19 protein-coding genes are annotated in these 20,612 nt (G+C 74.9%); 11 read left to right on the plus strand and 8 right to left on the minus strand.

Translation table 11 applies throughout. The features are described from left to right. Position 1: 1 nt before the first annotated feature. Entirely contained in the window at positions 2–799 is a 798-nt protein-coding gene (locus FS882_RS07345; RefSeq protein WP_158372410.1) for a response regulator transcription factor, read from the minus strand. Between the two features lie 186 nt (positions 800–985). Here FS882_RS07345 and FS882_RS07350 point away from each other — a divergent pair, with 186 nt between their 5' ends. The 3 genes from FS882_RS07350 (at position 986) to FS882_RS07360 (ending at position 4,476) form a co-directional block, all read left to right on the plus strand. Next, positions 986–2,314, plus strand: a complete 1,329-nt coding sequence (locus FS882_RS07350; protein WP_222848160.1) for a hemolysin family protein — start codon at positions 986–988, stop codon at positions 2,312–2,314. After that, complete coding sequence (locus FS882_RS07355) at positions 2,311–3,369, plus strand: hemolysin family protein (RefSeq protein ID WP_158372411.1); 1,059 nt, start codon at positions 2,311–2,313, stop codon at positions 3,367–3,369. Before FS882_RS07350 ends, FS882_RS07355 begins: the two co-directional genes overlap by 4 nt. 255 nt (positions 3,370–3,624) lie before the next feature. Next, the gene (locus FS882_RS07360; RefSeq protein WP_187365185.1) at positions 3,625–4,476 is read left to right on the plus strand and encodes a M15 family metallopeptidase; all 852 of its coding nucleotides are present in this window, start codon (positions 3,625–3,627) and stop codon (positions 4,474–4,476) included. A gap of 214 nt (positions 4,477–4,690) precedes the next feature. Here the strand turns inward: FS882_RS07360 and FS882_RS07365 are convergent, their stop codons facing one another. Beyond that, positions 4,691–5,614 carry an aldose 1-epimerase family protein gene (locus FS882_RS07365; RefSeq protein ID WP_158372413.1) on the minus strand — a complete coding sequence of 308 codons (924 nt, stop codon included), beginning with the start codon at positions 5,612–5,614 and terminating at the stop codon, positions 4,691–4,693. 87 nt (positions 5,615–5,701) lie between these two features. Between FS882_RS07365 and prfB the strand changes: the two genes are divergently transcribed. The 5 genes from prfB (at position 5,702) to smpB (ending at position 10,548) form a co-directional block, all read left to right on the plus strand. Further along, positions 5,702–6,820, plus strand: a complete 1,119-nt coding sequence (prfB, locus tag FS882_RS07370; protein WP_158372414.1) for a peptide chain release factor 2 — start codon at positions 5,702–5,704, stop codon at positions 6,818–6,820. Positions 6,821–7,015: 195 nt separating this feature from the next. Further along, a complete protein-coding gene (gene ftsE, locus FS882_RS07375) occupies positions 7,016–7,705 on the plus strand; it encodes a cell division ATP-binding protein FtsE (protein WP_158372415.1) in 690 nt (229 codons plus the stop codon). Between the two features lie 13 nt (positions 7,706–7,718). Then, positions 7,719–8,636, plus strand: coding sequence for a permease-like cell division protein FtsX (gene ftsX, locus FS882_RS07380; protein ID WP_154728079.1), 918 nt, complete (start codon positions 7,719–7,721; stop codon positions 8,634–8,636). A 10-nt stretch (positions 8,637–8,646) separates the two neighbouring features. After that, the gene (locus FS882_RS07385) at positions 8,647–9,984 is read left to right on the plus strand and encodes a M23 family metallopeptidase (RefSeq protein ID WP_158372416.1); all 1,338 of its coding nucleotides are present in this window, start codon (positions 8,647–8,649) and stop codon (positions 9,982–9,984) included. Between the two features lie 93 nt (positions 9,985–10,077). Further along, the gene (gene smpB / locus FS882_RS07390) at positions 10,078–10,548 is read left to right on the plus strand and encodes an SsrA-binding protein SmpB (protein WP_158372417.1); all 471 of its coding nucleotides are present in this window, start codon (positions 10,078–10,080) and stop codon (positions 10,546–10,548) included. Positions 10,549–10,729: 181 nt separating this feature from the next. Here smpB and FS882_RS07395 read toward each other — a convergent pair whose 3' ends face one another. Then, the gene (locus tag FS882_RS07395) at positions 10,730–12,871 is read right to left on the minus strand and encodes a thioredoxin domain-containing protein (protein WP_158372418.1); all 2,142 of its coding nucleotides are present in this window, start codon (positions 12,869–12,871) and stop codon (positions 10,730–10,732) included. Between the two features lie 115 nt (positions 12,872–12,986). On the opposite strand from FS882_RS07395, the gene FS882_RS07400 reads away from it, so the two are divergent. Then, entirely contained in the window at positions 12,987–13,799 is an 813-nt protein-coding gene (locus FS882_RS07400) for an alpha/beta fold hydrolase (RefSeq protein ID WP_187365186.1), read from the plus strand. Next, positions 13,793–14,497 (plus strand): esterase/lipase family protein, encoded by a 705-nt coding sequence (locus tag FS882_RS07405; protein ID WP_158372420.1) that lies wholly within the window; start codon positions 13,793–13,795, stop codon positions 14,495–14,497. The genes FS882_RS07400 and FS882_RS07405 overlap by 7 nt, the downstream gene beginning before the upstream one ends. Before the next feature lie 7 nt (positions 14,498–14,504). Here the strand turns inward: FS882_RS07405 and FS882_RS07410 are convergent, their stop codons facing one another. The 5 genes from FS882_RS07410 to FS882_RS07430 form a co-directional block, all read right to left on the minus strand. Beyond that, the gene (locus FS882_RS07410; protein ID WP_158372421.1) at positions 14,505–15,878 is read right to left on the minus strand and encodes an NAD(P)/FAD-dependent oxidoreductase; all 1,374 of its coding nucleotides are present in this window, start codon (positions 15,876–15,878) and stop codon (positions 14,505–14,507) included. 76 nt (positions 15,879–15,954) lie between these two features. Then, a complete protein-coding gene (locus FS882_RS07415; protein WP_158372422.1) occupies positions 15,955–17,034 on the minus strand; it encodes an ATP-dependent DNA ligase in 1,080 nt (359 codons plus the stop codon). 47 nt (positions 17,035–17,081) lie between these two features. Beyond that, positions 17,082–17,834, minus strand: a complete 753-nt coding sequence (locus FS882_RS20890; RefSeq protein WP_187365187.1) for a histidine phosphatase family protein — start codon at positions 17,832–17,834, stop codon at positions 17,082–17,084. A 60-nt stretch (positions 17,835–17,894) separates the two neighbouring features. Next, entirely contained in the window at positions 17,895–18,629 is a 735-nt protein-coding gene (locus FS882_RS07425; RefSeq protein ID WP_158372423.1) for an ABC transporter permease, read from the minus strand. After that, a complete protein-coding gene (locus tag FS882_RS07430) occupies positions 18,626–19,600 on the minus strand; it encodes an ABC transporter ATP-binding protein (RefSeq protein WP_187365188.1) in 975 nt (324 codons plus the stop codon). Before FS882_RS07430 ends, FS882_RS07425 begins: the two co-directional genes overlap by 4 nt. Before the next feature lie 199 nt (positions 19,601–19,799). Between FS882_RS07430 and FS882_RS21355 the strand changes: the two genes are divergently transcribed. Further along, a complete protein-coding gene (locus tag FS882_RS21355) occupies positions 19,800–20,609 on the plus strand; it encodes a TetR/AcrR family transcriptional regulator (protein ID WP_158372425.1) in 810 nt (269 codons plus the stop codon). Positions 20,610–20,612: the final 3 nt, after the last annotated feature.

The raw sequence follows: 20,612 nt of genomic DNA on the forward strand, positions 1-20,612 counted from the left end.
GTCACGCCGTGCCGCCTCCCGGGGTCGCGCCGGGCGCCGCGGCCGGCTCGAGGGCGTAGCCCACGCCGTGCACGGTCCGGATGAGGTCGGCGCCGAGCTTCCTGCGCAGGGCCTTCACATGCGAGTCGACGGTGCGGGTCCCGGACGCGTCCACCCAGTCCCAGACCTCGGCCAGCAGGCGCTCCCGGGTGAGCACGGTCCGCGGGCTCGCGGCGAGCGCGAGCAGCAGGTCGAACTCGGTCGGCGTGAGGTGCACCTCCTCGCCGCCACGGTGCACGCGGCGCTGCGCGCGGTCGATGACCACGTCGCCGACGGCGACCGGCGGCTCGGCCGCCTCGGAGCCCGCCGCGGCGAGCTCGGCGGCCAGCGCGGCGCGCTGCTGGCGGCGCAGCAGCGCCTTGACCCGCGCGACGAGCTCCCGCATGGAGAACGGCTTGGTCATGTAGTCGTCCGCGCCGACGCCGAGGCCGATCAGCATGTCCGTCTCGTCGTCCCGGGCCGTCAGCATCAGCACGGGCACGGGACGGTCGGCCTGGATCCGGCGGCAGACCTCCAGGCCGTCGATGCCGGGCAGCATCACGTCGAGCACCACCACGTCCGGTGCCAGGCGGGCCGCGGCGTCGACCGCCTGCAGGCCGTCGCCGACCGTCTCGACCTGCCAGCCCTCGGCGGAGAGCCGGCGCGCGACGGCCGTGGCGATGGCGGGCTCGTCCTCGACGACGAGGACCGAGGTGGACGCGGCGCCCGGGGCGCCCGCGGGGGTTCCGGCGGCGGCACCGGGGCGGGATGCGAACGTCATCCCGCCAGCGTAGAGCGCACGTGTGGAGGTTTCGTATGATTGCGCCACCATGAGCAGCTCAAGTCGCTGCCGGCGTCCCTCCCGGGCCGACGTGCCCGGGGGAGACCATGCCGGCCCTTCCTGCCTCCTGACCCACCCCGAGCGCGTCCCGGCACCGCCGCACCCGCGCGACGGCGGGGGTGACCCGTGCTGACCGACTGGCTGCTCGTGGCCCTCGGCGTCGTGCTCACCGCCGGCACCGCCGTGTTCGTCGCGAGCGAGTTCTCCCTCGTCACGCTCGACCCGGGCGTCGTCGAGGGCCAGACCCGGCCCGACGACCGCCGCGGGCAGAGCGTGCTCAAGGCGCTGCGCCGGCTGTCCACGGAGCTGTCCGGCGCCCAGGTGGGCATCACCGTCACCACCGTGCTGCTCGGCTACACCACCCAGCCCGCCGTGAACGCGCTGCTCGCCGAGCCGTTGCGCGGGTCGTTCCTCGGCCCGGCGATCGGCGGCGGCGTGGCGCTGGTCGTCACGCTCGTCCTGGTCAACGGGTTCTCCATGCTGTTCGGCGAGCTCGTGCCCAAGAACTTCGCGATCAGCCGCCCGCTGGGCACCGCGCGGTGGGTCGCGCCGCTCCAGGCCGGCTTCACCTCGGCGCTGCGCCCGCTCATCACGCTGTTCAACTCGAGCGCCAACGCGCTGCTGCGGCGCCTCGGCGTCGAGCCGCGGGAGGAGCTCTCGGGCGGCCGGTCGCCGCAGGAGCTCGCCGCGCTGGTCAAGCGCTCCGCCCAGCAGGGCACCCTGGACGAGTCGACCGCGACCCTGCTGACCAACTCCATCGAGTTCACCGACCTCACCGCCGTGGACGTGATGACCGACCGCCAGCGGGTCGTCGTGCTCCGCCGCGGCGACACGGCGACCGACGTCGTGCGGCTGTCCCGGGAGACGGGGCACTCGCGTTTCCCGGTGATCGGCGACGACTCCGACGACATCGTCGGGCTGGTGCACCTGCGCCGGGCGATCGCGGTGCCGTACGAGCGCCGGGACGAGGTGCCCGCCGCCGCGCTCATGGTCGACGCGCCCCGGGTCCCGGAGACCGTGCACCTCGGCCCGCTGCTGGTCGAGCTGCGCGAGCACGGGCTGCAGATGGCCGTCGTCGTGGACGAGTACGGCGGCACGTCGGGCGTCGTGACGCTCGAGGACGTCGTCGAGGAGCTGGTCGGCGACGTCGCGGACGAGCACGACCGCCGGCGCACCGCGGCCTCGCGGCGCGCGGACGGCGCGTGGGTCGTCTCGGGGCTGCTCCGGCCCGACGAGCTCACCGAGACCACCGGGCTCGTCGTCCCGGAGGACGGCCCGTACGAGACGCTCGGCGGCCTGGTGATGGCCGCGCTCGGCCGCGTGCCGGAGGCCGGCGACGAGGTCCTGGCCGGCGACGTGCTGCTCCGGGTCGAGACGATGGCCCGCCGGCGCGTCGAGCGCGTGCTCGTGCGCCCGGCGCACGCGCCCGCCGGTGCCGAGGGGAGCGCCCGGTGAGCCCGGCGGTCGCCCTGGCGCTCGCGGTCGCGCTGCTCGCCGGCAACGCGTTCTTCGTCGCGGCCGAGTTCGCGATCATCTCCGCGCGCCGCTCGGCGATCGAGCCGCTGGCCGCGGCGGGCGACCGGCGGGCGACCACCGTGCTGTGGGCGATGGAGCACGTGTCGCTCATGCTGGCGTGCGCGCAGCTCGGCGTCACCGTCTGCTCCACCAGCCTCGGCCTGGTCGCCGAGCCGGCGATCGCCCACCTGATCGAGGACCCGCTGCACGCCGTCGGGGTCAGCACGAGCCTGGCGCACCCCATCGCGTTCGTCGTCGCGCTGCTGGTCGTCGTCTACCTGCACGTGGTGCTCGGCGAGATGGTGCCGAAGAACCTCGCGGTGTCGGGCCCGGACCGCGCGGTGCTCGTCTTCGGCCCGCCGCTGGTCTGGCTCGGTCGGGTCGTGCGCCCGGTGATCGCGGCGCTGAACTGGATCGCCAACCACGTGCTGCGGCTGTTCCGGGTGGACCCGCGCGACGAGGTGGCCTCGGCGTTCACCGCCCAGGAGGTGCAGTCGATCGTCGAGCAGTCGCAGGCGGAAGGGCTGCTGGACGACGAGCAGGGCCTGCTCTCGGGCGCCCTGGAGTTCTCCGACCGCACCGCGGCCGACGTGATGGTCCCGGTCGCCGACCTCGTCACCGTGCCGGTCGACGTGACGCCCGACGAGGTGGAGCGGCTCGTCGCCCGCACCGGGTACAGCCGCTTCCCGGTGCTCGACCGCAACGGTGCGCCCAGCGGCTACCTGCACGTCAAGGACGTGCTGTACGCGGACGACGGCTCGCGCCGGCTCCCGGTGCCGACCTGGCGCGTCCGCGCGCTCGCGGCCGTGGGGCCGGGCGACGAGGTCGAGGAGGCACTGGCCGCCATGCAGCGCTCCGGCGTGCACCTCGCGCGCGTCGAGGACGGCGGCCGGGTGGTCGGCGTGGTCTTCCTGGAGGACATCCTGGAGGAGCTCGTGGGCGAGGTCCGCGACGCGATGCAGCGCGGCGCGTTCCGGCACCGGACGGGGGCCTGAGCGGCCCTCGCTGCGCCGTTCGTGGGACCTTCGTCACACGACCGAGTGGTCCCGGTGGGTGAACGGGCGCGACACGCCGATGATCCGTCAACTACCCCCCGGACAGGGGGTTGGAACCGGCGGGGCGCTGCCGTTATGGTTTCGTGATCGCTCACCCGGATCCCCCCCGGCGGTCGCGCTCCCAGCGCGCCGCCCTGCCCGGGTGGCGCCCCTCGTCCATCGGCGACTCGTCGCCTGCCCGTGCTCGGAGGTCCCGTGGCGTCGCACCGCGTGCAGCCCGCCGCCGACGCCGGCGCCCCCACCCGCCGCCAGCTCCGCGAGGCGGCCCGGACGCGGCCCGCGGCCGCTGCCGCCGTCCCGGCGCCCGGGGCCGGGCCCGCGGAGCGCCGCCGCACCAGCCCGCTGGCCCGCTGGGGCACCCGCGCCGGCGTGCTCGTCACGCTGGCCGCCGTCACGGTCGCCATCCCGCTGTCCCAGGGCGCCGCCCGCAGCGAGGACGGCTTCACCGACGCCCAGGCCGACGCGACGCTGCCGAGCACGGTCGAGGCGCTCACCTCCTCCGCCACCGCCGTGCTCCCGCCGGCCTCGCTGGTGTCGAGCGACGCGACCGCGCTGCGCGCGCCGGTCGACGTCAGCCGCAGCGAGGACCGCGAGGTCCTGCCCGGTTGCGACGGGGAGGCCGGCACGGCCAACGCGAACGGCCAGCTGCCCCAGTCCGACCTCTGCCACCTGTGGGACGGCAAGACGCAGCTCCGGGCCGACGCCGCCGAGGCGCTCGCCGAGCTCAACGCCATGTGGGTGACCCGGTGGGGCACCGACCTGTGCCTGTCCAGCGGCTACCGCACCCTCGCCGAGCAGCGCGCCGTCAAGGCGGCCAAGGGCTCGCTGGCCGCTCCGGCCGGCCGCAGCAACCACGGCTGGGGCCTCGCGGTCGACCTGTGCACCTCGCAGACCACCGGCGCGCAGTGGGAGTGGCTGAACGAGAACGCGCCGGTGTTCGGCTGGGAGAACCCCGACTGGGCGCGCCCGGGCGGCTCGGGCCCGTACGAGCGCTGGCACTGGGAGTACACCAAGGGCGTCATGGCCGACGGCGAGTACTACGGCTGAGGCGGGGCGCCCCGCGACGCACAACGGCCCCGCCTCCTCCGGGAGGCGGGGCCGTTCGCGTGCCCGGGGGTCCGGGCACGGCGCGCGGACCCGGCGCCGGGCGGATCCTGCGCCGAGGTAGGACCGCCGCGCCGAGGTAGGACCGTCTGCGGTCCTACCTCGGCCGCGGGGTCCTATCTCGGCGCGAGGCTCGGGGCTCGGCGGGGCGGGCCCGTCAGGACAGGGTCATGCCCCAGGTGACCTCGTGAGTCGCGCCCGGCTCCAGGCGGACCAGGCGCTCGCCGGTGCGGAACGCGTCGGCGATGCAGCTCATCGGCTCGGCGGCGACGCCCCGGCGGTCGATCTTCGGGATGCCGTTGCCGGTGCACACCTGCCACGTGTCCATCGAGGAGTCCATCCACATCGCCGCGCCGTGGCCGTCCGGCGACCCGAGCACGATCCAGGACAGCCCGTCGGCGTCCCGGGTCACGTCGACGAACGCGTCGTCCAGCGCCACGCCGGCGAGGGGCTGCGGCGTCCGGCGGTCCTCGGCGCCGGACAGCGGGCGGGTGCCGGTCGGCAGCAGGCGCTCGTCGACGGTCACCTGCGACGCGGCGTCCACGCGGAGCGTGCAGTCGTCCACGGCGGCGTCGCCGGGGGAGAGCCACGGGTGGAAGCCGATGCCGTACGGCGCTGCCGTCGCGTCCAGGTTGGTCGTGGCGACGTGCACCCGCAGCCCGGCGTCGGACAGCGAGTAGGTGACGTCGACGCGCAGCGACCACGGGTAGCCCGGCGTCGGGACCAGGTCGTGCCGCAGGGTGACGGAGGTGTCGCCGTCGGGGCCGGGCTCCGAGGCGACCTTCGCGTACCGGACCTGGGCCACCAGGCCGTGCAGGGCGGTCATCCGGTCGGGCTCGGTGACGGGGACCTGGTAGTCGGTGCCGTCCCAACTGTACTGCCCGTCCCGCAGCCGGTTGGGCCACGGGGCGAGGACGGCGCCGGAGAAGGCCGGGGCCAGGTCGGACTCGTCGAACGGCAGCACGACGTCGCGGCCGCCGACGCTGTAGGAGCGGACGCTGGCCCCGACCTCGGCGATCACGGCGCGGTGCGCGCCGTGGGTGAGGGGGTGCTGCTGTCCGGAGGGTGCGGGCGTGTTCACGCTCACACCGTAGCGGCCGGGGGTCCCGGGTCGGGGGAACGGCCCCGGTGACCCCGCACCGCCCGGCAGCCGGTAGCCTGGACCGTCGTGGCAGCCACCGACTTCCCCGCCGAGATCCGCGACCTGCGCAGCACCCTGCAGTCGATCCAGGCGGTGTCCGACCCCACGGCCCTCCGCGCGAAGATCGCCGACCTCTCCGAGCAGGCGTCCGCCCCCGACCTGTGGGACGACCCCGAGTCCGCCCAGAAGGTCACCAGCGCGCTGAGCGCCGCGCAGTCCGAGCTGGACCGGGTCGACAAGCTGGGCGGGCGGATCGACGACCTCGAGACCCTCGTCGAGATGGCGACGGAGGACGGCGGCGACGCCGAGACCCTCGCCGAGGCGGAGGCGGAGCTGGTCGCGATCCGCAAGGACCTGGGCGAGCTCGAGGTCCGCACGCTGCTGAACGGCGAGTACGACCAGCGCGAGGCGGTCGTGACGATCCGCGCGGGCGCCGGCGGCGTCGACGCGGCGGACTTCGCCGAGATGCTCATGCGGATGTACCTGCGCTGGGCCGAGCGGCACGGCTACCCGACGACGGTGCTCGACACGTCGTACGCGGAGGAGGCCGGCCTGAAGTCGGCGACGTTCGAGGTGAAGGCGCCGTACGCGTTCGGCCACCTCTCGGTCGAGGCCGGCACGCACCGTCTGGTGCGCATCTCGCCGTTCGACAACCAGGGCCGGCGGCAGACGTCGTTCGCCGCGGTCGAGGTCATCCCGCTCATCGAGCAGAGCGACGACAACATCGAGATCCCCGAGTCGGAGATCAAGGTCGACGTGTTCCGGTCGTCCGGCCCCGGCGGCCAGTCGGTCAACACGACCGACTCCGCGGTCCGCATGACCCACCTCCCGACCGGCATCGTCGTGTCGATGCAGAACGAGAAGTCCCAGATCCAGAACCGCGCCGCCGCGCTGCGCGTGCTCCAGTCGCGCCTGCTCCTGGTCCGCAAGGCCGAGGAGGACGCGAAGAAGAAGGAGCTCGCGGGCGACATCAAGGCGTCCTGGGGCGACCAGATGCGCTCGTACGTGCTGCACCCGTACCAGATGGTCAAGGACCTGCGCACCGAGCACGAGGTCGGCAACACCTCCGCGGTGTTCGACGGCGACATCGACGGGTTCATCGAGGCGGGCATCCGCTGGCGCCGGCAGGCGTCCGTCGAGGCCTGATCTCCGCCCGATCCGGGCGGGCGAGGGGTGTGAATCGGGCATAACGCCCGGCGCGGGGGCCGGTGGGGCGACTCACAGGTTCCGCGCGGCGTGTCACGGACGGGTCACGACGGGCCGCTGCCTACGCTCGACGCGGCCCGGTCGCACCACCCTCCGCACGCCCTCAGTCCCCGACCGACCGGCCGACCAAGCCCCGTGATCAGATTCGAGAACGTCACCAAGGTCTACGCGCGCGGCGCGCGCCCCGCGCTGGACCACATCAACCTCGAGGTCGAGCGCGGCGAGTTCGTGTTCCTCGTCGGCGCGTCCGGCTCCGGGAAGTCGACCTTCCTGCGCCTCGCGCTGCGCGAGGAGCGCCCCTCGGCCGGCAAGGTCTTCGTCGCGGGCAAGGACCTGACGACCCTGTCGTCGTGGAAGGTCCCGCACCTGCGCCGCCAGATCGGCGCGGTGTTCCAGGACTTCCGGCTGCTGCACAACAAGACCGTGTTCGAGAACGTGGCGTTCGCGCTCCAGGTGATCGGCAAGCCGCGGCACCACATCCTCACCACGGTGCCCGACGTGCTCGAGATGGTCGGGCTGGCCGGCAAGGAGAAGCGCCGCCCGCACGAGCTGTCCGGCGGCGAGCAGCAGCGCGTCGCCATCGCCCGCGCGTTCGTGAACCGGCCGGCGATCCTGCTGGCGGACGAGCCCACCGGCAACCTCGACCCGACGACCTCCCTGGGGATCATGCGCCTGCTCGACCGGATCAACCGCACGGGCACCACGGTGGTCATGGCGACGCACGACGACGAGATCGTCGACCAGATGCGCAAGCGCGTGGTCGAGCTGTCCGGCGGCGAGATGGTGCGCGACCAGTCGCGCGGCGTCTACGGCTCGGACCGCTGAGGGGAGGATCGACGTGCGACTGCAGTTCATCCTCTCGGAGATCGGCATCGGCCTGCGCCGGAACCTCTCCATGACCATCTCGGTCATCCTCGTCACCTTCGTGTCGCTGACCTTCGTCGGCGCGGCCGCCCTGCTCCAGATGCAGATCACGAAGATGCAGGACGACTTCTACGGCAAGGTCGAGGTCGCCGTGTACCTCTGCCCGGCCGGCACCTCGTCCGAGCCCACCTGCGCGGGCGGCGAGGTCACCGACGACCAGAAGCAGGCGATCCTCGACGCCCTCGACGCCCCCGACGTGGCCCCCTACGTGGAGAGCGTCACCGAGGAGTCCAAGGAGCAGGCGTTCGAGACGTTCCAGCGCCAGTTCGAGGGCCAGTTCTGGGCGCAGGTCACCACGGTCGACGACATGAACGAGTCCCTGCGCATCAAGCTCACCGACCCGGAGAAGTTCGAGGTCGTGGCCGACGTGCTCCAGGGCCGGCAGGGCGTCGAGACGGTGCAGGACCAGCGCGACCTCTACAACACGCTGTTCAAGGTGCTGAACTCGGCGACGCTGCTCTCGCTGGGTCTGGCGGGCGTCATGCTGCTGGCCGCGGTGCTGCTGATCACCACGACGATCCGGCTGTCGGCGATGAGCCGCCGGCGCGAGACCGGCATCATGCGGATGGTCGGCGCCTCCAACCTGTTCATCCAGCTGCCGTTCATGCTCGAGGGGGCCATCGCCGCCACGGTCGGCGCCGTGCTCTCGGTCGTCGGGCTGTGGGCCGGCGTCCGCTACCTGGTGACGGACTGGCTGGGCGGCCAGGTCGCGTGGATCCCGTACGTCACCACGAACGAGGTGTGGCAGGTGGCGCCGTTCCTGGTGGCGGCCGCGATCCTGCTCGCCGCGATCTCGTCCCTGGTCACCCTGAGCCGCTACACGAAGGTCTGAGATGGCGAGCATGCGCACCCGCACCCCCCGCCGCGCGCGCGGCGTCCGCGCCGTCGCCGGCTCGCTGGCGGGCGCGCTCGCCGTGCTGGTCGGCCTGACCGCGGCCGGCCCCGCGGTCGGCGACGACCTCGACGACCGGCAGTCCGCGCTGCAGCGGCAGCAGGCGCAGAACGACCAGCAGCGGGCCGACGCCGAGGCGGCGCTCGAGGGGCTGAGCGCGCAGTACCAGCAGACCGCGCAGGACCTGCTGGCGGTCCAGCAGCAGCTCGCCCCGGCGCAGGCCGCGCTGACCGCCGCGCAGGAGGCCCTCGCCGGCTACGAGCGCGAGGCGGAGCTGATCGCCGCGCGGCTGCAGGACGCCGAGGACCAGGAGACGTCGATCAGCGCGACGATCGCCACCGACACCGAGCGGTCCGACCAGATCCGCAGCCAGATCAGCCAGATGGCGCGGCAGGCGTACCAGGGCGGGCCGAGCTTGTCCGGCCTCAGCATCATGGTGGGCGCGCAGACCGTCGAGGAGTTCACCGAGCAGTACGGCCTCGCGACCGCGGCGCAGCGCACCCAGAACGAGGTGCTCGACGAGCTCGCCGACATCGAGGCGGCCAACAAGAACAGCCAGGCGCGGCTGACGGCCGTGCGCGAGCGGATCACCGAGCTGAAGGCCGAGGCGGACGCCAAGGTCGCGGAGGCCGAGAAGGCGCGCCAGGAGGCCGCCGACCGCAAGGCCGAGGTCGAGCGCCTGATCGCGGAGCAGACCGCGAAGCAGCAGCAGCTGGCGTCGCAGAAGGCCGCCGCCGAGGCCGAGATCGCGTCGATCGACGCGGAGAAGGCGTCGATCGAGTCCGAGCTGACCAAGGTCGCGAACGAGCAGCGCGCCCGCGCCGCCGCCGCGGCGGCCGCCGCCGGCCAGCCCGCGCCGGCCGCCGGACCGGTGTCCGGCGCGCTGTTCGGGAACCCGACGTCGATCAACCCGATCCACGTCACCAGCGAGTACGGCATGCGGCTGCACCCGATCCTCGGGTACTACCGGCTGCACGCGGGCATCGACCTGCGCACCTACTGCGGCACCCCGATCTACGCGGCCCGCGAGGGGACCGTGCAGTGGGCGCGCTGGCGCAACGGGTTCGGCAACCAGGTGATGATCGACCACGGCCTGTACAACGGCAGCTCGCTGATGACGTCGTACAACCACATGACGAGCTTCGTGGTCGGCGGCGGGCAGCACGTGTCCCAGGGCCAGCTGGTCGGGTACTCCGGCAACACCGGGACGTCGGCGGCGTGCCACCTGCACTTCGAGGTGTACGTCAACGGCGCGACGGTGAACCCGCGGCCGCTGCTCGGCCTGTAGCGGAATCCGGGCGACGCGCGGGGCGCCGCCGGTTAGGCTGCTGCGTCGCCCCTCGGTCCCGTCGGGCTCACGCACGACCCCAGGAGGAGAGTCATGGCCAAGCAGAGCGGTCGGTCGCTCGTCGCGTCCAACCGCAAGGCGCGCCACGACTACCTCATCGAGGACGTGTTCGAGGCCGGCGTCGTGCTCAGCGGCACCGAGGTCAAGGCGCTCCGCGCCGGGCGTGCGTCGCTGGTCGACGGCTGGTGCACGATCGAGTCGGGCGAGGCCTGGCTCGAGGGCGTGCACATCCCGGAGTACTCGCAGGGCACCTGGACGAACCACGCCCCGCGGCGCAAGCGGAAGCTGCTGCTGCACCGCGACGAGATCGACCGGCTCGAGGCGAAGACCCGCGAGAAGGGCCAGACGATCGTGCCGCTCAGCCTCTACTTCCTCGACGGGCGGGCGAAGGTCGAGATCGCCCTGGCGCGCGGCAAGCGGGAGTTCGACAAGCGCCAGGCCCTCCGCGAGCGCCAGGACAACCTCGAGGCGCAGCGCGCCATGCGGGAGAAGCGCGACCGCTGACGCGCGCTGACGCATGCTGCCCCGCCCCCACGTCCGCCGAGCTCGCCGAGTCTGCGGAACGCGTCTGCGTGCGGGCGGGGGTGCAGAGGCGAGAACTGGAGAGTCGGCGAGCGCGCGGGGCGCGGCGCGGGGCGCGGGGCGCGCGCGGCGCGGCGCGGGCGAGCGGCGCGGGGCGCGCGGGTCAGGTAAGGGACGCGCGGAGCGTCCCCGGGTCGGTCGTCGGGCGGTCGCAGACGAAGCCCCGGCAGACGTACGCCGCCGCGCGGCCGCCGACCAGCGGGCGGTCCCGCAGCAGGGCCACGGCGGACGGGGTCGCGGCCACCTCGTCCGGGTCGCCCTGCGCGAGCACCAGGCCGGGCGTGGGGGAGCGCACCGCCGCGCGGACCAGCGCGACGCGGCCGGGGTCGTCCGCCCGGCCGAGCACGGCGACTTCCCGCGGGCCGTCCAGCACCGCCTCGGCGGTCGCCAGGGCCCACGCGACCGCCCGCGGGTGCTGGTGCGCGATCGACAGCGGGCCGGCGAGCGCCAGCTCCGCGGCGCGGCGGTCCGTCGCGGACCCCGACAGGGCCGCCCGGGCGAGCAGCGCGGCCGCCGCGGCGGACTGCCCCGCGGCCGAGGGCCCGTCCGCGACGTCCGGCCGGGTCGCCAGGCGGGCCACGACGGGGTCGGTCTGGTCGTCCGCGGTGTCCCGGAACCCGTGGCCCGGGGCCCGGAACCGTGCGAGCACGGTGTCCAGCAGCGCCGACGCGCGCGCCGCCCAGTGCGGGTCGCCGGTCACGCCGCTGAGCACGAGGAAGCCGTCGGCCACGGCCGCGTAGTCGGTGAGCACGCCGGGTGCCGTGCCGACGGCGCCGTCCCGGGAGGTGCGCGCGAGGCGGAGCAGCCCGTCGCCGCCGTCGAGCGTGTGCACCGTGTCGAGCAGCCGGGCCGCGTCGGCCGCCGCGGCGACCCACTCCCGCCGCTCCAGGGCGGCCCCGGCCTCGGCGAGCGCGGCGACCGCGAGCCCGTTCCACGCGGCCACCACCTTGTCGTCCCGCGCCGGCTGCGGCCGGGCCGACCGCGTGCGCAGCAGCGCCCGGCGCACCCGGGCGAACCGCACCTCGTCCTCCGGGGCGGGGTCCGCGCGCAGCTGCAGCACGGACGTGCCCGCCTCGAACGTGCCCTCCTCGGTGACGCCGAACAGGGCCGCGGCCCACGCGCCGTCCTCCGCGCCGAGCGCCTCGTCCAGCGTCGCGCGGGTCCAGACGTACGTCGCGCCCTCGACGCCGTCGGTGTCGGCGTCGAGCGACGAGGCGAACGCGCCCTCCGGCGTGCGCAGCTCGCGCAGGAGCCAGTCCGCGGTGCCCTCGACCACCCGGCGCGCCAGGTCGGACCCGGTGCTGCGCCACCAGTGCACGCCGATGCGCAGCAGCATGGCGTTGTCCTCGAGCATCTTCTCGAAGTGCGGCACGGTCCAGGTGGTGTCGACCGCGTACCGCGCGAACCCGCCGCCGACCTGGTCCGCCATGCCGCCGCGCGCCATCGCCTCGAGGGTGCCGGTCGCCATCGCCAGGGCGCGCTCGTCGCCGGTGCGGGCGTGCCGCCGGAGCAGCCACTCGAGCGTGGTCGACGGCGGGAACTTCGGGGCGCCGCCGAACCCGCCGTGGTCGGCGTCGTACGACGCGGCGAGGGCGTCGACCGCCAGGTCCGACACCTGGGCGACGGCGGCCAGGTCGAGGACGGGGCCGTGGGGGTCGTCGGTGCCCGGACCGCCCGCGGGACCTCCGGCGCCCTCGGCCTCCCTGCGCCCGGCGTCCGCCGCGTCGTCGGCGTCCCCGGCCGGCGCCCCGCCGCCGAGGTGCGCCAGCAGCTCCGCCGCCCCGGCCCGCACCTCGTCGCGCCGCTCCCGCCACGCGCGGGACAGCGCCTCGAGCACCTGCCCGAACGACGGCCGCCCGGCCACGGGCACGGGCGGGAAGTAGGTGCCGCAGAAGAACGGGTCGCCCTCCGGCGTCGCGAACACCGTCATCGGCCAGCCGCCCTGGCCGGTCATCGCCTGGGTCGCCGCCATGTACGCCGCGTCCAGGTCGGGGCGCTCCTCGCGGTCGACCTTCACGTTGACGAACCGGCTGTTCATCACCGCGGCGACGCCCTCGTCCTCGAACGACTCGTGCGCCATCACGTGGCACCAGTGGCAGGCGGCGTAGCCCACGGAGACCAGCAGCGGCACGTCCCGGCGGCGGGCCTCGGCGAACGCCTCCTCGCCCCACTCGTACCAGTCGACCGGGTTCCCGGCGTGCTGGCGCAGGTACGGGCTGGTGCTGCGGGCGAGGCGGTTGGGCATGTCCCCACTCTCGCGCCGGGGTGCGGCGGCCGCGACCCCGGCGGTCGCCCCGGTGGCCGGGGCGCGCGGAGTCCGCCAGAGTCGGACCCCTGCCCCGAACCGAAGGAGACCGTCCGTGCCGTCGTCGTCCCCCGACGCCCCCACCCGCGACGAGGGCAGGCGGCTCCCCGGGCGGCTGCTCGCCCGGACGGTGGGCGGTGCCCCTGCGCCCGGGCTCGACCCGGCCGCGGGCGTGGTCGTCACGGACCTCGGCCGCGCGGACGACCCGGCGGTGGTGCTGGTGCACGGGATCGGCGTGTCCGAGCGGTACTACCGGGGCCTGGCGAGTGAGCTCGCGTCCGACCGGCGGGTGCTGGTCCCGGACCTGCCGGGGTTCGGTCGCAGCCCCCGCCCCTCCCGCGTCCCGGCGGTCGGCGACCTGGCCGACGTCGTGCTGGCCGTGCTCCGGCACCGCGGGATCGAGCGGGCGACGCTGGTGGGTCACTCCATGGGCGCCCAGGTCGTCGCGGAGGCGATGCTGCGGGCGCCCGACGTCGTGGAGCGCGTGCTGCTGATCGGCGCGGTCGTGGACCCCCGGGCGCCCTCGGTGCTGCGCCAGGCGCTGCGGCTGGCCGAGGACGGCCTGCACGAGCCGCTGCGGGTCAACGCGGTCGTCGCGAGCGACTACCTGCGCACCGGCCCGTCCTGGTACTCGGCGGTGCTGCCGCACATGTTCGCCTACGACACGGCCGACGCGGTGTCCCGGCTGCCGGGGCCGGCGCTGGTCGTGCGGGGCGAGCACGACCCGGTGTCGTCGCGGGGGTGGGCGCGCCGGCTCGGGGCGCTCGCGCCGCGGGCGGACGTGCGGGAGGTCCCCGGCGCCGGGCACGTCGCCATGGCGTCGCACGCGCCGCTGATCGCCCGCTGGGTGCGGGAGGACCCGTGCTGACGGCCGTGGAGGGCGCACGGCGTGCTGTCTGGTGGGGGCAGGACTACGCCTACGCGGGCTGGCGGCAGGCGCGCGGGCTGCTGTCCCGCACCTCGCCCGACTCGTACACCCGCCCCGCGCACCCGAGGCGTCCGCCGGTGCTGCTGCTGCCCGGCGTCTGGGAGACGTGGCGGTTCCTGGAGCCGCTGGCCCGCGGGCTGTTCGCGGGCGGCCACCCCGTGCACGTCGTCGCGCCGTTCGGCCTCAACCGGGGCAGCGTCCCGGACATGGCGGACCTCGCGGCGGCGCAGCTGCGGGACGCCGACCTGCGCGGGGTCGTCCTCGTCGCGCACTCCAAGGGCGGGCTGATCGGCAAGAGCGTCATGGGGCGCACCGACGTGGGGGACCGGGTGCTCGGCATGGTCGCGATCAACACGCCGTTCTCGGGCTCCCCCTACGCGCGGCTGCTGCCGGTGCGGTCCATCCGGGCGTTCCTGCCCGACGACGAGGTGCTGACGGCGCTCGCGGCGCAGCGCGCCGACCACGGCCGGATCGTGTCCGTCGCGACCTGCTTCGACCCGCACATCCCGACCGGCAGCGAGCTGCCGGGTGCCCGGAACGTGCGGCTGGCGACCCCGGGGCACTTCCGCTCGCTGACCGACCCGGCGCTGCTCCCGCTGCTGGAGCGCGAGCTGGACCGCCTCGCGGCGCAGGCCTGACGGGCGCTCAGTCGCCCAGCACCTCGCGGGTCGGGACGGTCGGCTTGTCGACCCCCCGGGTCCGCAGGGCGCCGCGGCCGACCACCTGCTGCCAGGTCGCCGTGCGCTCGGACCGGCCGCGGCCGATGAAGCTCACCGCCCAGTGCAGCAGCGTCGTGACCCGGTTCTTGAACCCGACCAGGTAGAACAGGTGCACGCCGAGCCACAGCAGCCAGGCGCCGAACCCGGCGGTCTTGACCGGCCCGATCTTCGCGACGGCCTGGAACCGGGACACGGTCGCCAGCGACCCCTTGTCCTTGTACCGGAACGGTCCGGCGCTGGGTTCGCCCTGCACGCGGCGGACGATCTCCTGCGCGGCGTACCGCCCGGTCTGCATGGCGGCGGGCGCGACGCCCGGCACCCCGGGGCGCAGGGCCATGTCGCCGACGACGAACACCTCCGGGTGGCCCGGGAGCGAGCCGTTCGGCTCCACCCGCACCCGGCCGGCGCGGTCGACCTCGGCGCCGGTCTTCTCGCCGAGCTGCCGGCCGAGCGGCGAGGCCTGCACGCCGGCGGCCCACACCTTGGTCTGCGCCTCGATGGTGGTGCGGTGGCCGTCGCCGTCCTCGACGGTGACGGACTCGTCGTCGACGTCGACGACCTTGTGCCCCATCAGCAGCTCGACGCCCAGACCCTCCAGCACCCGCGCCGCCGCGTCCTGGAGCTCCTCCGGGTTGCCCGGGAGCACCTTCGGCACGGGGTCGACCAGGAGGATCCGCGCCTGGGTCGGGTCGAGGCTGCGGAACGATCCGCGCAGCGACCGGTGCGCGAGCTCGGCCAGCTGCCCCGCCATCTCGACGCCCGTGGGGCCGGCGCCGACGACGACGAACGTGGTCAGCCGCGCGCGCTCGGCCGGGTCGGTCGCGAGCTCGGCCAGCTCGAACGCCCCGAACACCCGGCCGCGGATCTCCAGCGCGTCGTCGATGCTCTTCAGGCCCGGTGCGAAGTCGGCGAACTGGTCGTTGCCGAAGTACGACTGCCCCGACCCGGCCGCGACCACCAGGCTGTCGTACCGGGTGCGCGTCTCGCCGAGCGGCGAGGACGACACGACGACCCGCTCGTCGAGGTCGATGTCGGTGACGACGCCCAGGAGCGCCCGGGCGTTCCGCTGGCTCTTGAGGACGTCGCGGGTGGCGGGGGAGATCTCGCCGACCGACAGCACCCCGGTGGCGACCTGGTAGAGCAGCGGCTGGAACAGGTGCGTGGCGGTGCCGTCGATCACGGTGACCCGGACCGGCGCGCCGGCCAGGGCCTTCGTCGCGAACAGGCCGCCGAAGCCCGACCCGATCACGACGACGTCGTGCGGCTTGCCCGGGGCGCGCGAGGGGACGCCAGTGCTCATCGGGAGGTCCTTCCGCGTCGGTTCTCCGGACCCGTCCGACCCTACGAGCGGCCCGGTCGGCGCGCGCGGCGAGCGATCAGGCCGGGGGCGCGAGGATCTCCGACAGCCGGAAGCCCACCGGCTCCTCCAGCTGGGCGTAGGTGCAGGTGGCGGGGTCGCGGTCGGGGCGCCACCGCTTGAACTGCGCGGTGTGCCGGAACCGGTCGCCCTCCATGTGGTCGTAGGCCACCTCGACCACGAGCTCCGGGCGCAGCGGGACGAACGACAGGTCCTTGCTCGCGTTCCACCGGCTGACCGCGCCGGGCATCCGCCGGCCCTCGTGCGCCGACTGGTCGGCCCAGTCGCCCCACGGGTGGCCGGACAGGTCGTCGGCGCGCAGCGGGGCGAGCTCCTCGACGAGCGCCTTGCGGCGGGCCATCGGGAACGACGCCGCGACGCCGACGTGCTGGAGCCGGCCGTCGTCGGTCCACAGACCGAGCAGCAACGAGCCGAGCACGTCGCCGGACTTGTGCCAGCGGAAGCCCGCGACGACGCAGTCCGCGGTGCGGGCGTGCTTGACCTTGAACATCGTGCGCTTGTCCGGCTGGTACGTGCCGTCCAGCGGCTTGGCGACGACGCCGTCGAGCCCGGCGCCCTCGAACTGCGTGAACCACTGCTGCGCCACCGCGAGGTCGCCGGTCGCCGGCGTGACGTGCACGCGGGGGTCGTCGCCGGTGATCGTCGCGCCGAGCGCGTCCACCAGCCGCGCCCGCCGGTCGCCGAACGGGGTGCGCATCAGGTCCTCGTCGCCGAGCGCCAGCAGGTCGAACGCCACGAACGACGCCGGCGTCTCGCCCGCCAGCAGCCGGACCCGGCTCTCCGCCGGGTGGATCCGCTGCTGCAGGGCGTCGAAGTCGAGCCGGTCGCCCCGGACGATCACGATCTCGCCGTCGAGCACGCAGCGCTCCGGGGTCGAGGCGCGGATCGACTCGACCAGCTCGGGGAAGTACCGGGTCATCGGCTTCTCGTTCCGGCTGCCGAGGACCACCTCGTCGCCGTCGCGGAACACGATGGTGCGGAACCCGTCCCACTTGGGCTCGGCGTGGCCGAGGTCCGGGATCTCGGGCACGGCCTTGGCCAGCATCGGGGACACGGGCGGCATCACGGGCAGGTCCATGGCGCCCATCCTGCTGGGCCGGGGCGCGCCGGGCCAGGGGTGGCGCGTCAGCCCGCGTCCGGCCGCTCCGGCGACCGCACCGGCTGCTCCGTGCCCGGCACCGGCAGCCCCGGCGCGCCCTGCGCCGCGGGGTCGAACCCGAACGTGCGCACCTCCCGCTCGCCGTCCGGCCCGATCCGGACCGTCGACACGCTCGCGTTCGCCAGCGGGTCCATCGGCACGGTCCCGGCCATCGCGAGGTACGCCAGCAGGGTCACGCCGTGGCTGACCACCAGGACGTCGCCGCCGCCCGCGTGCTCCCGCTCGATGCGGCCGAACGCGTCGGCGACCCGCTCGAGGTAGTCGGTGGTGCGCTCCGCGCCGGGCAGGCCCGCGTACGTGCCTGTCAGGATGCCGCCGAACAGCTCGACGGGGTCGCCGAGCGCCAGCAGCTCCGCCTCCGGCCGGGCCTCCAGGTCCCCGAAGTGCATCTCGCGCAGGCCGGGGTCGGTGGTGAGCCCCACGCCGGGATGCGGGGCGAGCAGCTCGCGCGCCGTCGCGACCGTGCGGCCCGCCGGGCTGGCGTACGCCGCGGTGAACGTCCGGCCCGCCAGTACCCGTGCCGTCGCGCGCACCCCCGCGAGGCCGTCCTCGGTCAGCGGGGAGTCCGTCCAGCCCTGCAGCAGCCGGGCGGTGTTGAACTGGGTGCGGCCGTGCCGCACCAGGTAGAGCGTGGTGGTGCCGTCCGGCGCCGCCTCGTCGTCGAGGCGGGTGGCCGGGCCGTGCTGCGCCGCGCCGGCGGACGTCGCGAGGAAGGGCATGCCCGCGATCCTAGGCACGGTCCCGCCGGCCCCGGGGGCCAGCGGGACCGTGCGCCCCCGCTACGCGCGGCGGCGCAGCGCCCAGGTCGCGCCCGCCACGGACGCGGCGCACCAGGCGAGCAGCACGACGAGCGACCGGCCCGGCATCGAGAACGTGTCGTGCGCGAGCCCCGAGCGGATCAGCTGCGCCATCGGCTCGAACGGGAACCACTCGTGCGCCGTCTGCAACCACCCGGGCATCCGGTCGGCCGGGAAGCTGACGGGCGTGAACAGCAGGATCACGAACACGAGCACCTGGGTCATGAGCATCGCCAGGGTGGGCTTGAGCAGCGACGCCATGCCGTACCCGACGGCGGCGGCCGTCAGCGACACCAGCAGCGCCGCCGGCACCAGCCAGGGCGCGGGCGACAGGTCGACGTCGAACCGGAGCACGCCGGTGACGATGCCGAGCACCATGCCGGGCAGGGCGATGAGCGTCCACACCAGCAGGTCGCTGACCAGGAACGACCCGCGCGGGACGGGCAGCGTGCGCATCCAGTCGAGGCTGCCCTCCGTGCGGGACTGCGACAGCATCTGCGGGGTCATCACCAGCCCGACCATGACCAGCGTGATGGTCGGTGCGCCGGTCGCGAGGTAGAGCGCCTGATCGGGCGGCGGGTCGCCGATCACGAGCCCGAAGCCGAGGATCGTCGCGATCGCGAGGAACACCTGCACCACGACGAGCAGCGGCAGCATCGTCGCCTGGCGGCGGAACTGCCACTGGGTGAGCAGCAGGGTCTGCTGGACGGTGCTCACGCCGCCACCCCCGCGGCCTCGCCCTGCGGGGCGTGCTCGTGGCCGACGAGGTCGACGTACACGTCCTCCAGCGAGGCGGGCGTGAGCGCGTACCGCTCGAGGCGGTGCGCCGCGACCTCGGCCTGGGCCCACCGGACGACCTCCGCGGCGTCGCCCGCGCCCACGGTCCCCACCTCGCGGCCCCGCGCGCCGGACACCGCGCGCACCGCCGGGTGCCACCGCCAGCCCGCCTCGGCCGCGCCGGGGGAGAGGTCCGCCTCGACGGTCAGCGTGCCCTGAAGGTGCGCGGTGAGCCCGGCGGGGGTGTCGTCGGCGAGCACCCGGCCCCGGTCCAGCACCACCAGCCGGTCGACGACCCGCTCCGCCTCGCGCACGTTGTGGGTCACCAGCAGCACGGCCCGGCCCTCGTCGGCGAGCGCGCGGATCTGGCCCCAGAGCAGCCGGCGGCGCACGGGGTCGACGTCGTTGGTCGGCTCGTCCAGCACCACGAGGCGGCCCGGCGTGACCACGGTCATCGCGAACGCGGTGAGCCGCGCGATGCCGCCGGACACCTTCTCCGCCGGGGTGTCGGCCCACGGGCGCAGGTCGAGCGCGTCGAGCAGCTCGTCCGTCCGGGCGTGCACCGCGGTGCGCTCGCCGCCGCGGATGCGTCCGACCAGCTCGATCGCCCGGCGCGGCGTCAGGCCGGTGATCGGGACGTTCGCCTGCGCCTGGATGCAGGTCCGGCGCCGGGCCTCCGCCGGCTGCGCCACCGCGTCCACGCCGTCGAGGTGGATCGTGCCCTCGTCCGGGCGGACCAGCCCGACCACCTGGTTCACCAGCGTCGTCTTGCCCGCGCCGTTGTGGCCCAGCAGACCGACGACCTGGCCGGCCGCGACGTCCAGGTCGATCCCGTCGTTCGCCTGCACGCCGGCGCGCCCCCGGTACCGCTTCCGCAGCCCGCGGACGGTCAGCACAGTCGCTGCACCCATCTCCGCACTCCCTCGCTCGTCGGACCCGACCGTTCGCATACCGATCGGTACATGCTGGAACGTAGCAGGATGCCACGTGAGATACCAGATGGTATTTCGAACCAGCTGCTAGGTATCGCTGCAGGTAGAGGCGATTCGCGACGGCGGTGATGGTCGCTCGGCATACCGGTCGGTACGTCTCGGGGCTACGATGGGTGGCATGGCGCGCAGGCAGGACGACGAGACCCCCGACGGCGGGACCGCGGACGACTCGATCGGTGCCGCGACCCGCGCGCTCGCCGACGCCACCGCCGCGCTCACCCGCCTGATCGGCCGGCAGGTGCAGTCCGTCGTCCCCGAGGTGTCGGACGCGGTCGCGGCGAGCCTGCGCGAGGCGTCCCGCGGGCTCGCGGACGCCTCCGAGAGCGTCGGCCGGCGGTCCGGCGGCCGCGCGGAGGAGCGCCGCACCGAGCGCGCGAACCGCACCCGCGAGGAGCTCCTCGACGCCGCCGCGCGCGCGTTCGCCCGCCACGGCTACGAGGGTGCGGCGCTCGGCGACATCGCCGCCGACGCCGGGTACACCAAGGGTGCCGTGTACGCGCACTTCGGCTCCAAGCACGAGCTGTTCCTGGAGGTGGCGCGCCGGCAGATCGCCGCCGCGCCCGTCCAGCCCTGCCTGCCCGACCTGGGGTCCGCCGGCCTGGAGGCGGAGCTGTCGGCGGCGCTGCACGGCATGGTCGACGAGGACGACCTGCTGCTCTCGCTCGAGATCCTGTCGTTCGCCGTCCGGCACCCGGAGGCGCGCGCGGAGATCGGCGCGTTCTACGAGGAGGGGTTCGCCGAGCTCGCCGAGCAGGTCGGGCGCGCGCGGCACCCGGCGGCCCCGGCGCCGGACGAGGCCGACTGGGACACCGCGCTCGCGGTCGTCAGCGTGTCGAACATCGCGCTGCTCCTGGGCGCGGTGACCGGCTCCCCGCACGCCTCGCCCGCGGCGGGTTCCCGGGTGATCGCGCGGCTGCTGCGGGGTTGAGCC

The sequence above is a fragment of the Cellulosimicrobium cellulans genome, from assembly GCF_007679345.1.
Classification (GTDB): Bacteria; Actinomycetota; Actinomycetes; order Actinomycetales; family Cellulomonadaceae; genus Cellulomonas; species Cellulomonas cellulans_A.